The 15,260-nt window shown below is 48.5% G+C and carries 11 protein-coding genes; 6 read left to right on the top strand and 5 right to left on the bottom strand.

All coding sequences use genetic code 11. The features are described from left to right. Positions 1 to 79: 79 nt before the first annotated feature. Positions 80 to 1,168, bottom strand: coding sequence for a DUF4856 domain-containing protein (locus ABD846_RS05120; RefSeq protein ID WP_344823368.1), 1,089 nt, complete (start codon positions 1,166 to 1,168; stop codon positions 80 to 82). A 148-nt stretch (positions 1,169 to 1,316) separates the two neighbouring features. Then, positions 1,317 to 4,589: a M1 family metallopeptidase gene (locus tag ABD846_RS05115; RefSeq protein ID WP_344823366.1), complete on the bottom strand. Its 3,273-nt coding sequence runs from the start codon at positions 4,587 to 4,589 to the stop codon at positions 1,317 to 1,319. A gap of 165 nt (positions 4,590 to 4,754) precedes the next feature. On the opposite strand from ABD846_RS05115, the gene gap reads away from it, so the two are divergent. The 3 genes from gap (at position 4,755) to ABD846_RS05100 (ending at position 8,391) form a co-directional block, all read left to right on the top strand. Beyond that, positions 4,755 to 5,768 carry a type I glyceraldehyde-3-phosphate dehydrogenase gene (gene gap, locus ABD846_RS05110; RefSeq protein WP_344823363.1) on the top strand — a complete coding sequence of 338 codons (1,014 nt, stop codon included), beginning with the start codon at positions 4,755 to 4,757 and terminating at the stop codon, positions 5,766 to 5,768. A 73-nt stretch (positions 5,769 to 5,841) separates the two neighbouring features. Continuing rightward, positions 5,842 to 7,413, top strand: a complete 1,572-nt coding sequence (locus ABD846_RS05105; protein ID WP_344823360.1) for a glycosyltransferase family 39 protein — start codon at positions 5,842 to 5,844, stop codon at positions 7,411 to 7,413. Positions 7,414 to 7,422: 9 nt separating this feature from the next. Next, on the top strand, positions 7,423 to 8,391 hold the full coding sequence (locus ABD846_RS05100; protein WP_344823357.1) for a transglutaminase domain-containing protein: 969 nt from the start codon (positions 7,423 to 7,425) through the stop codon (positions 8,389 to 8,391). Here ABD846_RS05100 and ABD846_RS05095 read toward each other — a convergent pair. Then, positions 8,372 to 9,823 (bottom strand): ArnT family glycosyltransferase, encoded by a 1,452-nt coding sequence (locus ABD846_RS05095; RefSeq protein ID WP_344823355.1) that lies wholly within the window; start codon positions 9,821 to 9,823, stop codon positions 8,372 to 8,374. The genes ABD846_RS05100 and ABD846_RS05095 overlap by 20 nt on opposite strands. Before the next feature lie 69 nt (positions 9,824 to 9,892). Next, on the bottom strand, positions 9,893 to 10,807 hold the full coding sequence (locus ABD846_RS05090; protein WP_344823352.1) for an SPFH domain-containing protein: 915 nt from the start codon (positions 10,805 to 10,807) through the stop codon (positions 9,893 to 9,895). Between the two features lie 63 nt (positions 10,808 to 10,870). On the opposite strand from ABD846_RS05090, the gene ABD846_RS05085 reads away from it, so the two are divergent. Continuing rightward, the gene (locus tag ABD846_RS05085; RefSeq protein ID WP_344823349.1) at positions 10,871 to 11,317 is read left to right on the top strand and encodes an IPExxxVDY family protein; all 447 of its coding nucleotides are present in this window, start codon (positions 10,871 to 10,873) and stop codon (positions 11,315 to 11,317) included. Between the two features lie 4 nt (positions 11,318 to 11,321). Here ABD846_RS05085 and ABD846_RS05080 read toward each other — a convergent pair whose 3' ends face one another. Next, positions 11,322 to 12,437: an ABC transporter permease gene (locus ABD846_RS05080; protein WP_344823347.1), complete on the bottom strand. Its 1,116-nt coding sequence runs from the start codon at positions 12,435 to 12,437 to the stop codon at positions 11,322 to 11,324. Between the two features lie 137 nt (positions 12,438 to 12,574). Between ABD846_RS05080 and ABD846_RS05075 the strand changes: the two genes are divergently transcribed. Both ABD846_RS05075 and ABD846_RS05070 read left to right on the top strand, forming a co-directional pair. Beyond that, on the top strand, positions 12,575 to 13,333 hold the full coding sequence (locus tag ABD846_RS05075; RefSeq protein ID WP_344823344.1) for a DUF72 domain-containing protein: 759 nt from the start codon (positions 12,575 to 12,577) through the stop codon (positions 13,331 to 13,333). Between the two features lie 136 nt (positions 13,334 to 13,469). Continuing rightward, entirely contained in the window at positions 13,470 to 15,236 is a 1,767-nt protein-coding gene (locus tag ABD846_RS05070) for a T9SS type A sorting domain-containing protein (protein ID WP_344823342.1), read from the top strand. Positions 15,237 to 15,260 lie beyond the last annotated feature (24 nt).

The following is a 15,260-nucleotide window of genomic DNA, read 5'->3' as shown; positions in this document are numbered from 1 at the left end:
TCGCTTTAAGCAGAAAAACAGCGCAGGTATTTTGATATACCGGCGCTGTTTATATCAGCATTAGTTATTGTTTCGGTGATTACAGACCATATGTGTTTTTCAGGATATTCTGAGCGGTTACCAGGTCTGTAAAGCCCGGCTGCGACAACAGGTCATAAAAGTCTTTGTGCATGATTGTGTTAAGCGTCTGGAAGTCGGCTGCAGACAATTTGCTGCCGGCAGGGCGGTATTTCAATGCGGCAACAAAGCCAAAACCCTCGGACAAAGCATGCAACTGGGTGCCATAGTTTCCAACGGCGGAAGAAGCTGTTGGGGCCGTTACATAGTTCAATGCAGCTGCTGCGGCGAGTTGTTCCCATTTTGCGAGGATAATGTCTGCCTGCTGATTACGAACCGTAGCATCGTATCCACCGATTGCCGCGCGTCCGGTAAGGAAAGCCTGGAATATCGTTCCGCCGGCCTGAATAGCTTTACCTCTTTCGGCAAGGTATCCGCCCCAGAGCAACGGACGATTGGTGTCGCTGCTGGCGTATACAGTAGCCGAATCGTAATTCACAGGAACTCCGAGGTGGCCAAATGCTTCGTCCCATTTGGATTGAGCCGTTGCCGTATCTGCAGCTTTTACGGATTTAACTTCTGTCAGAAGGCGTACTGCTTCTTTAAAATAGAGCGCACCCATCATGCCTTTTACAAATGCCTGTCCATACTCCAATCCACGTGGTCCGACGATGATTTTATTCGATCCGCGCGTTACGAATCCGCCTGTACCGGCACTTGCTGTGGTTCCGTTGTTATAGATCAGCACGCTGTCCGCATATGATTTGTACAATGCAGCATCGGCGCTGAAGCTGTTAAGATTGATGCCGGAAGCATTTAAAGCGGTGCTGGAAAAGGGATTGCCACTGTTCACGAACATATTGTCGAGCTTGCCCTGATCCAGTGTCACAACACTGCTGCCCGTATTGGCGGTCTTCAGATAAGCATCTGCCTCAACTGTCATTTTTACCAGTTGATTGGAGCGGCTGAACTGCGCGTTATTGAAATTGTAAGTGGCAGGAACTGTATAAGGTTTTACTGACGGGTCGGAAGACTTATCATCATCTTTTTTACAGGATACTGAGGATAGCACGGCGCATATTGCCAGCGTGGAAAATAAGTATTGTTTCATTAGGTATTGTTGAGAAGTTGCAAAGCTACCGAGCTATGAGGAGGGCGGTTTTCAAAATCGGGAAAACCTTAACCCGGGTATTTTCCCGAAAATAAAAACAGGCGCTTCCGGTTTTGGAAGCGCCTGTCTATTAAATTATTAAATATGCTTAAAATGCACGGTTGATGCCTACCACGTACCGGGCGGTAAAATATTGCGGATTTGCGTAAGGAGGACGGTTCAGGAACAATGGCATATCAAAACGCAGTGTGAGCGGTTTGGGCTTATCCAGTCCGAACCAGCGGCGAATCGTGAATGCTGCTCCTATTCCTGCATCAACGCGTATATCGCTGACCATGCCGGAAGGGCGGATGTTCCAATACGAAGACAGGCTATCGTAACGACTCAATTCCATTACGCCGGCATCTGCAAAAAGGTACATGGCTGCCGACAACCATTTGCGCGTAAATTTCGGACGCAGGTTCAGGTAGTCACTGAATTTAAGTTCCGCATTTACCGCTGCTCCCGAACGGCCTTTATAAGCAAGCAATACATTGCCGTTTCGTTCGTCGGCCATGAGGTAGCCCGCGTATCCGCGAAGGTTCAATCCGCCTCCATATTGGAAATGATTGGTGTTATAGCCGGACATATCGCCGGTCCACTCGGTGGGAGATAATCCTACACTGCGTGTATACTTATTCTCCATCATCTCTTCCGGATTCGCCCCGGCTGCAAACAATGCCGACTCGTAAGGAATATTGGTTCCGGTTCCGTAGCGACCGAAAATCCGGGTGCGCAACTCCAGTTTGCCGATGCGTTTGGTGTCTTTTATTTCAAGTTGCGCATATGCATAGTTAAAGGACTGGCTGTTATTTCCGGTGAGGAACGGCGCGCGTGCTGAAAGCTTCACGGAGCCGCCGCCATACCTGCCATTATACTGATGCGTAACTGCAGCATTCACGGAGCTGTTGGGCAATGCTCTTCTGCTGCTCCATTCGTGTGTGTACAGCAGATAGTCCCGATCGTAGCTCAGTGGGCGCCACATGGTTTGTCCGTACAATTCAAACAGGTTTGCACCCGAAGATATTGAACCGCCTATGCGATGCAGCCAGAGCCCGTCCAGGAAACGGGAATTGATGTTGAGCAATACTTTGGGGTGACTGATGCAGAAAGGTGTGCTGTAGTTGAATGTGTAATTTACCGGTGCATAATGATCATACCAACCTTGGTTCGTGTACACGAGGTATTTATCCAGTTGTCCTGCATGCGTGTTTACCCATACGGACGCATCCACCTGATGCAGTGTGGCAAAATAGTCGCCTTCAAAATGCAGCCCGGCTTTAACGCCGTCTACCGCATTCCACCACACATCGGGGCGCACGAACATCCTGTAGTGTTTACGGTCTGTAGGTGTATTGATGCCGCCGTCCAGTTTTACGCGAACGGCCCGGGTGCTGAAAGGCAATATTCCGCGGGTCTTGTAATTGTTGAGCATATTGATGTCCACAAGACGGTTGCTGGTGTCGATCTGCACGTGGCGGATACCTCCGGGAATGTTCACGGAAGCGGTGTAATCCGGATGCAGCTTTGCCCATCCGTACCATTTGGGTAAAGGTGTTGCGCTGGTTTCTTTTGTGAACCAGGTATTGGGAATTGTGTACGAATACTGCTGTCCGTCTTTGGCCGTAACGGTAAAGTCGACCGGCATCTGCATTTCCCCTTTCCTTTTGAAGGTGATGTCATAATTGTCTTTGCCGTCCGTATGTCTGATGCGACCGATCGCATAGTCTGCGGTCTTTGTGGTTTCAAACCATTCGTCAAAGAACCAGTTCAGATCTACATGTGTGAAGCCGATTACCGATGCCTTGAAATCTTCGAAATAAGGATGAGCAATTTTCCATTGGGCGAAATAATGCTTCATCGTTTCGGAGAACAGGGAGTCTCCGAGTACATATTGCAGATTGTACAGCATCGACGCAGTTTTGTAATACACGAGGCGATACCCGCCGCCATGACCGAGCGCGCTGTTGAAGTCGTCGGAATGTGTATTCAGCGGAGTCTCTTCCTGGTTCAGCGCATCATAGTGATATGCATTGAAAACAGAACGGTCGATCATATCCGTTGGTTCGGAAAAATGTCCGCGCCAGCCTTTCTTTGAGGCGGGAGTCATACGTCCGTCGATGCGATTGATGCCCCAGGCCGTCAGGAACTGCGTGAAGCCCTCATCCATGGCCGCCCTGTAAGTCTCGTTACTGCCTACCATGCCATAGAACCAGTTGTGACCTATTTCATGTATCAGCAGACCGTTGTAGCCGGGCGCGCTGCCTCCGTCCATCGTCAGCATCGGGTATTCCATCCCGTCATTGGCATCTGCTGCAATCATTTTCGGATAGGCATATGGCCCGAAATCTTCTGAAAATGTCTTAATGATTTTTGCCACATATTCGGCACTGGTCTGCCATCCGGAAGCATGCGGCTCCTGAACGAGTCCCACACATTCGATGCCGTTCCAGTAGGTGGTATTGATCCGGTAAGACGGATCAGCGGTGAATGCAAAGTCATGCACATTGTCGGCATGGAATTTCCATGTTTTGCGTTCACCTTTTACATACGGGGTAATCTCTGAAGGCGCTTCATTCCAGGGCTTTTTAGCGAAATTCTTTACATCGAGTTTTTCACGTAGTTCTTTCGGCAGCACTTCGTCGCGGTTCTGTATGGCGCCGGTGGCTTCCACTACATAGTTGGATGGGAAATCGAGTGAAACATCGAACGAACCGAAATCGCCGTAAAACTCTTTGTTCAGGTGCTGGTAAGTATCCCAGCCGAATTTGCGGTCGTAAACGCAGATTTTCGGATACCATTGCACGCCATTATAATGCATAAAGCCCCAGGCGTCATACATCTGCATGCGGCGTCTTGTGGCTCCTTTATCATAATAGGTGGAGAATTGTATCGCGAAGCTGGTTTTCTGCCCGGGTAAAAGCGGCACTTCCAGGTATACCTTCATAATAGTATTATCCAGTTCTGTACGGAGTGCCTGGCCAGACAATCCCGCTATCCGTTCGATCACAATGCCCTTGCCTTCAGCTTCCTTTTTCCCCAGCCGGAGTATGCCTTTATTGGCTTTTTCCAGTTCGTGCAGGTGGGACCCTTTGATAAATGCATTCTGATATAAATGGAAGTAGACATATTTTAGGGTGTCCGGTGAATTGTTCCAGTATTCCAGTTGCTGCGTGGCATCTATGCGGTTGTCCGATTCGTCTATACGTGCGTTGATCGAATAATGTACATCCTGTTGCCAGTAGCCTGCTACCGGCTGCCGGTTTTTCCAGTAAAGCGGATCATTCTGAAAAGGAGCAGCAGAAGCAGTTCCTGCAGCATGCTGGGCTGCAGCCGGCAGTGCGGTCAATGCGATGCAGGCCCAAAGTAAAAATCTGGACATAATTTTTTCTTAAAATAGGGGGTGAAGATACTAATTTGGGCAGACTCTCAGGAGTTTAGCGCCGCAGCCGGCCGGAGGGAGCGTTTTGTGGTATTTGGCATTTGAAATTGACCTACCTTTGCAGCCAATTTATATTTTGTCATTCAATTATAACCATAAAAAATCATGAGTAAAGTAAAAGTTGCCATCAACGGATTTGGCCGTATTGGTCGCCTGGCATTCCGTCAGATTTTCAACATGGACGGTATTGATGTTGTAGCCATCAACGATCTGACCCAACCGAAAGTGTTGGCTCACCTGTTAAAGTACGACACTGCTCAGGGACGTTTTGATGCTGCTGTAAGCCATGGTGAAGATTCCATCTCCGTAAATGGCAACACAATTAAAATCTACGCTCAGAAAGATCCGGCCCAGATTCCATGGGGCGCGCATGAAGTGGATGTAGTGCTGGAGTGCACCGGTTTCTTTACCGATGCTGAAAAAGCTAAAGCACACATCACTGCCGGCGCTAAACGCGTTGTTATCTCCGCTCCTGCTACCGGTGATCTGAAAACTGTGGTTTTCAACGTGAACCATGATATTCTCGATGGTTCTGAGACCGTGATCAGCTGTGCTTCCTGTACTACCAACTGCCTGGCTCCTATGGCAAAAGTACTGCACGAGAACTACGAAATCAAAGTAGGTCAGATGACCACTGTACACGCTTACACCAACGACCAGAACACACTCGATGCTCCGCATGCGAAAGGTGATCTGCGCCGTGCACGTGCAGCTGCAGAAAATATCGTTCCTAACTCCACAGGTGCTGCAAAAGCAATCGGACTCGTTCTGCCTGATCTGAAAGGAAAACTGGACGGCGGCGCACAGCGTGTTCCTACCGTTACCGGTTCTCTGACTGAACTGACCGTTGTTCTGGGTAAAAAGACAAGCGCAGAAGAAATCAACGCTGCTATGAAAGCCGCTTCAAATGAATCTTTCGGATATACAGAAGACGAAATCGTTTCCAGCGATATCATCGGTATCTCTTTCGGTTCTCTGTTTGATGCTACACAAACCAAAGTGGTTACCGTGGGCGATCATCAACTCGTGAAAACCGTAAGCTGGTATGATAACGAAATGAGCTATGTTTCTCAGCTCGTTCGTACTGTGAAATACTTCGCAGGTCTGATCTCTAAATAATCAGATACTGTTTTAAATAAAGCCCGCTGCCCTTACGGTAGCGGGCTTTTTGTTATCTTGTCCTTCCGATACCATGCAATTACGCTCTGTTTTAAGCCGCCGCTCAGGATTCATAGTCTGGGCTCTGTTCCTTGTGGCAGGCTTATGCTCTTTTCAGAATTACGGCATCAGTTGGGATGAGGAAGCCCAGCGGTATGCCGCGCAGATATCGTATGATTATATCAGAGGCCGTGATAACTTTCTGCTGCAATGGGATAACCGTGATTACGGTGTGGTGTTTGAGTTGCTGTTGCTGGGACTCGAGAAATTGCTGCATCTCAGGCAATTGTCAGATATATACCTGATGCGGCATCTGGTTACGCATTTATTTTTCCTCGGCGGCGCCTGGTGTTTCTACCTGTTGCTGCGGCGTATTTTTCAGAGTAATTTCCTCGCTGTCACCGGCTTATTGCTGTTGCTGCTGCATCCGCGCATATACGCAGATTCGTTTTACAATTCCAAGGATCTGCCTTTTCTGTCTATGTACGCCATCTGCCTCTATGTTTTTTCGCGAGCTTTCGATTCTGAGCGACTGATTGTTTTCTGGATGATCGGAGTTGCTACAGGGTTGCTGACAGACATCCGCATTCTGGGCATTTTATTTTTTGTAAGTGTGCTCTTCTTCCTGTTCGGACAAGTTTGCTTTAACATAGCGCGGCGCAAAAGTGTAAGACAGAAGCTGTTGCAACTGACAGTCTACGTATTCAGTTCCTGCCTCACAGTGTATCTTTTCTGGCCTTTCTTGTGGATGCATCCGTTGGATGGATTGCTGCACGTATGGAAGAGTATGTCGGTATTTTCCCGCTGGGATGCATCCGTTTTTTTCAACGGAACCTTTATTCATGCTTCCCAAATCCCATGGTACTATTTGCCCGTATGGATAGGCATTACCACACCTGTGTTTTATCTGGCAACTGGTATCGGAGGTATTATCCTCGTAGGTATTTCTTTATTGAGAAAGCCGTTTGCCTGTTTTTACGATGCTGATTACCGGCTGCGCCTGCTCGCGCTGATCACCTGTCTGGGTCCGGTGCTTGCCGTCATTGTGCTTCATTCCGTTGTATATGATGCCTGGCGCCAGGTTTTCTTTATTTATCCTGCATTTGTGCTGCTATCGGTATGGGCGCTTTCTGAATTGATCTTGTTTACCCGGAATAACCGGATCCTAAAGTCCGCAATAGTTTTTGCGGTACTCAGCCCGCTGGCATTTACGATCAGTTCTTTTCCTTTGTCCAATGTATACTTTAATGTGCTGGCAGGTACCAGACCTGACGAAATAAGACATCGCTGGGAAATGGACTACTGGGGACTTTCATTCCGGCAGGGTTTGAATTACATTCTGGACCACGGTACTTCTTCACATATTATAGTGCGATACCGGGAAAGTCCCTGTGCGGCCACCTACAGGATCTTTTTCGGTCAGGACCGGCGCCTGGAGCTGCAACATGTTGAGGAGACGGAACAGTGGATAGAACGGGAATCCGGCGACTATTTCATTACGAATTACCGGCTTTTTCCAAATGATTTTGAGCAGTGTAAGGGCAACGAAATCTATTCATTCCGCGTAGCCAATAGCCGCGTTTGTACTATCTTTAAGCTGAGATAGCCCCTTGTAATGAAACGAATATGCTTTGTTATGTTCCTGGTCCTGTTTACCTGCAGCCGGGCGCATGCCGGTAAATTGCGGAAGGAAGAATTCCAGTTTCTTGATAGTCTGGTAACCAAAGCCGGGCCGATGAAAGGTTATTCCCTGAGGTTTATAGTCGATTCCATCACGGCATCCTGTAAAGACGAGTTACAGATGACGCGCGCCTTTTACCGCTGGTGCTTTCTGTACCTTGAACTGGATCTGCATCGGATGAAACATCCAAAAAACAAACCGGATAACGCTTCTTCCGCATTGATGGAGCGGAAGGCAAGTCCAAAGGGCTTTGCCGATTTATTCAAAGCGATGTGCGAACTGAAGCACATTTCGTGCAGGACTGTGCGCGGGCTTATCCGTTTGCATGAGGAGGATATCGGAGAACTGGATAAAGAAGCTATCCATTACTGGAGCGTCATCCGCGTAGATCATACAGACTACGTTGTGGATCCTTCCCTCTGTGGCGGGATATGGAATAATAAAATGCGCTTTATAGACCGGCAGTGGACAGATGCGTGGTGGCTTACCAATCGTCGCCTGTTCGCTTTCACGCATTTCCCGGATAAGCCGGAAGACCAGTTGCTGGAAGTGCCGCTGAAGCAGATCGAATTCAAGAACGCGCCGATACCCACGGCAACAGCAATTGCCATTGGCCTGGCCCCGATGTCGAAATCAGGGATGCTGAAAGGATATGCTGACAGTTCTATGGAGCTACAATTCCTGTTTGCAGGACCAGTGCGGGTACCTCAGATGACTATATCCTGGGACAATCATCCGCAAATTCTTGTAGGGGCAGATATAGACGAAAACGGATATTATATCGGCATCCCCTTTAGTAAGCCGGGAGATCATGTGTGCTACATTTACGCTAACAGCTCGCTCGCGTTTATTTATAAGGCAAAGGTGGCCCGGGGCAGGAAGGTCAGGGAGTATAAGCGCTGACAGGGACCATGTATACATAAGGATAGCGCCTTACGTAGTCCGGAATGTTATAACCGGGGCGATCCGGCAATATCGCAACTCCGACCTTTTTGCGGACGAGCGATTTCATCTCCTCTTCATTAAAGCAAAAATTATACGCGCTTAAGCGGGGATTGTAAAACATCACATTTGCATGGTCGATAAGATCCACATTACAGAGCACGTTTATGTCGCGGGGCAACAACCGGTGCAACGATTTGTACAAAGCTGCGTTCCTTATTTTCTGTTCGCGGTCCCGGGTGTGTCCCTGGTCGCAGATGCGCTGCGGGTTCAGGCTCCAGTATGCAAGCGCGATACAGAGTAGGCCATAGAGCAGAGGCTGAGATATGCCCGGTACCAGACGCAGCAGTTCGTGCAGCAGCAACCCGATCATGACGATCACGAATGGATATGCTACAAAAAAGAAGCCGGTCACTTTGGTTTGCACTACAAAAGAGAAGAAGCAGAAAGCGAACAAGACGGGTGCCACAAGCAATACTTTCGCAAAAGAGGGGACACGGCGGGAGATGGAAAATAACAGCAGCGCGGGAACGACAAGAATTTCGATAATGTCCCCGAAATATTGATTGAAGTGGCTCAGGTAATAGCCCGGATCGCCTTCATGTCCTTCCACTACGGAGAACAGGTGACGTGTGTTCAAATCGAATTCGATCCGCGCTTCTGTAGGAAAGCGATGCCATATATAAAGTTGCCAGGGAAGAAATACCAGGATGCCCGTTATAAGCGCAGCAAAAAAATGACCTGTATGTATCCGCTTCATGCTTTTACGCCTGCACAGATCGGTAAGCCAGCATATGCCCAGCGGCAAAAAAACCAGCAAGCCTGTGAGCCACTTGTTCAATACAGCCGCGCCGGCAAATACTCCGATCATCAAAGCACGTGACAATACCGGCTTTTCACGGTACTCTGCGGCGGCCCAGAAGCTGGCCAGTACGTAAAAGCAAAATGCCACATCATTGTGATCCATTCCTTCCCTGCCGGATATCTGCCCCAGCTGATAGCAGGAGCAGCAAATAATCAATGCAGCAATCACCGCCGCTCTTTTTTCACGCGTGAGCAGCCAGGACAATCTGTACACAAGCAGCACAGATAGGGTGCCCATGATGGCGGAAGGCAATCGCAGTGCCCATTCCGATACACAGAAAATACGCATGGATAAAGCCATTTGCCACAGGAACAGCGGTTGCTTATGCAGCCAGACCTGGTTGCAGCACCATGCCGACGGGTCGAACGGGATAACCGGATTTTTATAAAGTACCGGGTAGAAGGGGCGATCCATCATATTCCGGGCCACCAGCGCGTGGAATCGCTCATCCCAGTCGTGCAGGAAAGGATCTGCCTGTATCATGTACAAACGCAGTCCCAGTGCAATAAGCACAATGACTATCAGCAATGCGTGCTCGCGCAATAAACTGACTGCTCTTTCTGGAAAATGGTGATTGCGCACTCCGGGTACAACAGGTTATTTGGAAGAGCCATCCAGTGTGGTTTGCAACTGGCGCATCGTACGTTGCAGTGCGTCTGTGCTGCCATCAAGGAAGATCGTATTGCCTTTCCCGTTTTCAGCGAAGTGTTTGATCGCGTCGGTCCACATGGAGAACAAAATGAAAGAAGCGTCCAGGTTGGCCTGCTCCATTTCTTTTGCGGCAAGCGCCATACCCTTCGCTACTTCCTCCCGGAATAACGCCACACCTTCCCCGCGTAACTGAGAAGCCATTTTTTCTGCTTCTGCGGAAATTTTAATCGCATTTCCTTCTGCTTCCGCCGCTTTGGTTTTGGTGATCAGCAATGCCTGTCCTTCGTTTTCGGCCGCGGCCTTCAGGTTGTTGGATGCCACCACCTGTGCCATTGAGCGCATAATTGCCTCGTCAAATGTAATGTCGTTGATCTGCAGGTCGAGCAGGTGAAATCCCCATTCTTCCAACTGATTGTCCAGTTGCTCTTTAACGTGGTGAATGATCTCCATGCGCAGCTGCAGGATTTCTGATTGTCGTTTGGTAGCCACGAACGCACGTACCGAACCTTCCACCGAACGCACCAGCGCCTGCAGGAAGTTGCGTTCGTCGAGGAATTTGAAGGCAACATTCTGAATCGTATTGTCATCCTGATTGAGCACAGCGTACAGCATCATCGCAGAGAAATTTACATTTGCCTGGTCCTGGGTGATCGCCTGGAACTGCAATTCCATAGAGCGGTTCTGTATAGAGATACGTTTGTATATTTTTTCAATGAGCGGAATGCGCAGATTCAATCCGGGACGCATCACGCGCTTATATTTCCCGAAAACGGTAATCACTGCAACGGAGCCCTGATTTACCGTAACCATTCCGGAAAAAAGAATAATCAGGACAAGTCCTGCGATAATGCCGATAACCATAAAAATGAAATTTGTAATGAACTAATTTTGGTGGAAATTTGAGAAAATAAAAGTAGAACTAATTTGGCTGCCGCAAAAAAAATATTAAAACTGGATCAGTTTGAGATCGAAGATGTATTTTTTGAAAATGCTGCATTGATCGGCATTTCCAGCGATAAGCCTATATACAGTCTCTGTCATTTTCTGAACCAGGCGTTCTCGCTCGATTTTGAACGCACCACCCATCTTGATGTGCAGATCGGTAAGAAAAACGTCACTTATTCGTTCGCGGTTTACCAGTCTCCTGTATGCGGATCCGCGTTTGTGTACACACTGTATAAGCTGAAAGTGGAAGATGTATTGTTGCTTCCGAGCCTGAAAAATATCGATTACATCTGGCTGATCACGGACGACGATCCGGAGGAACGTGCAATGCACTACCTGAAATATCTGCGCCAGCTGCCTGAAGTGCAGTTTGCCGGACTGCTTGAAAAAGATAAGATCAAAAATATCGATTACCTGATACTCTGACCCGTCAGGAGCGGACATCCAGTATGTCCCTGAGCTTGTTACCCAGGATATTGAAGGAATATACCAGCATCATGATCGCCAGACCCGGAATGATCGCGGAAAGCGGCTGATTGGTGATAAGGAAATTGTAGTGCTCCTTGATCATTAAACCCCATGAAGGCTGAGGCGGCTGTATGCCGATGCCCAGAAAACTGAGCCCCGCTTCCACCAGTATTGCCGTGGCAAAATTCGATGCGGCGATCACCATTACCACACCACCGAGATGGGGCAGTATATGGCGCATAATGATGCGTGCATGCGACGCGCCTATTGCTTTTGCAGCCTGTACATAATCGGCTTCCCGTAAAGCAAGCGTTTGCCCGCGTATGAGACGTGCCGCTCCGAGCCACATGGTGAGTCCGATAGCTATAAAAATCTCCCAGAATCCTTTCCCGAGTGTAAGCGTTAATGCAAATACCAGCAGCAGTGTCGGTACCGACCAGAGGATATTCACGAGAAACATAACTGATCGGTCTACCCAGCCCCCGAAATATCCCGCCAGAGATCCGAAAAGTATGCCGATGGATAAAGAAAGCAATACGGCGATCAGACCCACTGCGATGCTTACGCGAGAGCCTATCAGCAGGCGGGAGAGGATATCACGCCCATACCGGTCTGTGCCGAGATAAAATGTTTGCTTCCGCAGGCGGTGCCTTACAAAGAACTGCTGTTGTTCCTGCACCGGTTGAGCCGCAATAGCAGCGGGTACCAATTGTTGCAGTGAAAATGTCAGTGTGTCCGAAAGGCCTTCATCAATAAAATGAACCACCCGTACTGTACCTCCGCTCAGCGAATAGCTGTTGATGGGGATATATTGAAACGTATCAGGAGTGCCATTCCACCAGCTGCCACTTTCCGGGGCCTGGACGTTTTTGGTCGGTACCAACAGTAAGTGTTTGGAAAATCCTGGGCTTTTTGCGCCAAGCTCCACGATCATGCGGTTGCCATTGGCAGAGGCATCGGGTGCCAGCCGGTAAGCGAACAATGCCGTAAGCAGCGTCAATACGATGAATCCGATCGCGAAGACCGACGAAGGGCTGCGCCATAGCTGAGATATACGTGAATGTTTCGTTGCCTGCATGCTTCGGTACAAATGTAATCAATTCTCATCCTGTTGTTTAACCCGTAGCTATTGCAAGCATGTAAATGAAGAACAGAAGTGTGTAACAAAACGTTTTCCGATACATGCCAATTTGTGGGAATCGTAAACCAGAATAAATGAAGCATATAATTAAGACGCATTGCTATATCGGCACAAGCAACATCGTTCTGCCGGTTCCGAACAAAGCATTTTTCCCGGAAGCCTACAGGGAAAAAAGCAGGCTGTGTTATTATGCTTCTTTGTTCAACAGCCTTGAGGTAAACAGTTCCTTTTATAAAATTCCAAAACCCGCAACAGTAGCGCGGTGGACAACGGAAGTGCCGGAAGATTTTCTGTTCACCTTTAAGTTGTGGCGCGGCATCACGCATGCGAAAGAACTGCGGTATGATAGGGAAGATATAAAGAGCTTTCTGCAATCGGTAAATGAAGCCGGTACAAAAAAGGGTTGCCTTCTCATACAGTTTCCGGGAAGTATTCGCTACTCTTTGTTCCGGCAGGTTCGGGCGCTGATGGATCATCTCATTGAAGCGACCGAAATGCAGCCATGGCGTATTGCTGTCGAATTCCGGGATAGATCCTGGTATAACGACGATGCATTTGAATGGCTCCGGCAATTGCCCCGGACTACGCTGGTACAGCACGATATGCCCGCATCCGGCATCTCTTTAGTGGAAACGGCCGGCTCTTTCCTGTTTCTGAGATTTCATGGAGAAAAGGGCGATTACCGGGGCTCTTATCCCGATCCGGTGCTCGAAGAATATGCTGAATTTTTAAATGAAGCTACAAATGCTGGAAAAGTTGTGTTTGCTTATTTCAATAATACAATAGGAGATGCAGTACATAATGCGATGACACTGCAGCGTCTGTGCCGTTAAATCATTTTTTGCCACGGACGAGGCGACCACCGCGGGTAAAGACTATGTAAGAATTTATAGAAGATCGTGTAAAAGCCGCGCCGGGAGGGCCGGATACCTTTGTTTCAAATTATTGTTTAACTAAAAATCCAAGACGATGCTTCAATCATTACTCAAAAAAGCAAGCGGCGCAGCACTTCTGATGCTGGTGTCGGCAAGTGGCATGAACAGCCGGGCAGCAACTTTCACTGCTGTGGCATCCGGTAACTTTAATGCGGCCTCCACATGGGGTGGAGTAGCTCCCGCGTCTTCACTTACCTCTGATGTTATCATTATCCCTGCGGGCTTAACGGTAACCCTTACCGATATGGTTACATTCTCGGGATCTTCTTCCTTGACGGTGCTGGGCTCTCTGAGTTCTGTTTCCGGAGGCGATCTGATCATGACATCCGGCGATTTGTCCGGAGCGGGTTCTATTGATGTAGACAGTCTTTCTCTGGGCCTTAGTTCCGGTATGTATTTCGCAGGTAATATCATGGCACGTAACCTTACGTCTACCGGTGTGAATATTTCTTCTGCTGCGAATGTTTACGTGCGCAACACGCTCCGCCTCACGGCAGGTTCATTGAGCGTTGCATCCGGTAAACTGTCTATGGCCGAAAAATCCACTATCGAAGTCAGCGGCGGTATGCTTACTTACAGCAGCCCGGGAATGCTGAATCTCGACAGTACTTATAATGTGGTATATCTTTCCGGTGCATCTTCCACCGGACTCGAACTGTATGGCGATGGTCTGGACAGCGTTACCGTGAAAGTAAGCGGTACCCTGAACCTTTCGGATGATGTGGAACTTAACAGCGTACTTTCTCTTCAATCCGGCATGTTGTCACTCAACAACAAGTCGCTCACCCTGGGCGCCGATGCGGATATCGCAACAGGCGGCAGCGGAACGATCAGCGGAAGCGCATTTTCCAATCTGACTGTAAAAACAATGGTTACGCCTTCAGGCTCTTTACGTTTTACTTCAGGAAGCAATGTGCTTAATAACCTCACCATCAATACAGGTAGCGGAACAACCGGTATTATGCTGGGTTCTAACCTGAATGTGAATGGTACGCTGAGCCTGCTTTCCGGAAAAATTATGCTCGGTTCCAACGACCTGTACCTGAATGCAGGTTCAAGTGTTACCGGTGGTTCTGCCAACAGCTATGTACAGGCAGATGGTTCCGGCAGACTGATGGCAAATCTGGCGGCCGGAAGCAATGCAACCTTCATGGTAGGTACGGCGACTGACTATACGCCAATCATGGTTGCTGCCAACACTTCATCAGTAACGAGCGATGTGGGTGTGAGCGTAAACGGATCTGTAATGGCGAACGGAACTTCCGGTTCTGTATTGTCTGCTACTCAACCAATGGTGAAAAATACCTGGTATATCACCAGCAGCGCTGCAAGCGGTATCAACTTCGACCTGACTGCAATGTGGAATAGCACACTTGAAGTAAATGCATTCAACAGAACACAGGCTTATATTTCTCATTATACCGGCGGTATGTGGGACGTAGCGTCTCCTGCTGCAGCAACTTCCGTAAGCGGCGGTATGTACGCGATGACGAGAACCGGAATCACTTCACTGAGTCCGTTTATGGTAACAGATAAAGATGCCATTACCACCTCAGTTAAAGAAATGGCTCAGTCTGTTGCCGACATCACCATATTCCCTGCTCCGGCAAACGACGCGATCAATATCAGATCTTCCAAACCCATCAACGAGGTTGCTATCTTCAATATGGAAGGCAAACTGGTTAAAACAGCCGCTTACACTGGCAAAAGTATTTCTGTAAGCGAACTGCCTGCCGGTTTGTATATGGTACAACTTACCGGAGATGAGGTACGCGAGGTAAGAAGAATAGAAAAACAATAGACGAACTGCTACTACACTACTACC

The sequence above is a fragment of the Rurimicrobium arvi genome, assembly GCF_039540495.1.
In the GTDB taxonomy this organism is placed as follows: domain Bacteria; phylum Bacteroidota; class Bacteroidia; order Chitinophagales; family Chitinophagaceae; genus Rurimicrobium; species Rurimicrobium arvi.
The sequence above is the reverse complement of the archived record's forward strand: the minus strand, read 5'-3'. Positions and strand labels throughout refer to the sequence as shown.

Excerpts from the sequence above, each read along its gene's own strand:
- ABD846_RS05075 (WP_344823344.1), top strand. The coding sequence starts at position 12,575 with ATGAAGCATATAATTAAGACGCATTGCTATATCGGCACAAGCAACATC.
- ABD846_RS05100 (WP_344823357.1), top strand. The coding sequence starts at position 7,423 with ATGAAACGAATATGCTTTGTTATGTTCCTGGTCCTGTTTACCTGCAGC.
- ABD846_RS05080 (WP_344823347.1), bottom strand. The coding sequence starts at position 12,437 with ATGCAGGCAACGAAACATTCACGTATATCTCAGCTATGGCGCAGCCCT.
- gap (WP_344823363.1), top strand. The coding sequence starts at position 4,755 with ATGAGTAAAGTAAAAGTTGCCATCAACGGATTTGGCCGTATTGGTCGC.
- ABD846_RS05070 (WP_344823342.1), top strand. The coding sequence starts at position 13,470 with ATGCTTCAATCATTACTCAAAAAAGCAAGCGGCGCAGCACTTCTGATG.
- ABD846_RS05115 (WP_344823366.1), bottom strand. The coding sequence starts at position 4,589 with ATGTCCAGATTTTTACTTTGGGCCTGCATCGCATTGACCGCACTGCCG.
- ABD846_RS05105 (WP_344823360.1), top strand. The coding sequence starts at position 5,842 with ATGCAATTACGCTCTGTTTTAAGCCGCCGCTCAGGATTCATAGTCTGG.
- ABD846_RS05120 (WP_344823368.1), bottom strand. The coding sequence starts at position 1,168 with ATGAAACAATACTTATTTTCCACGCTGGCAATATGCGCCGTGCTATCC.
- ABD846_RS05090 (WP_344823352.1), bottom strand. The coding sequence starts at position 10,807 with ATGGTTATCGGCATTATCGCAGGACTTGTCCTGATTATTCTTTTTTCC.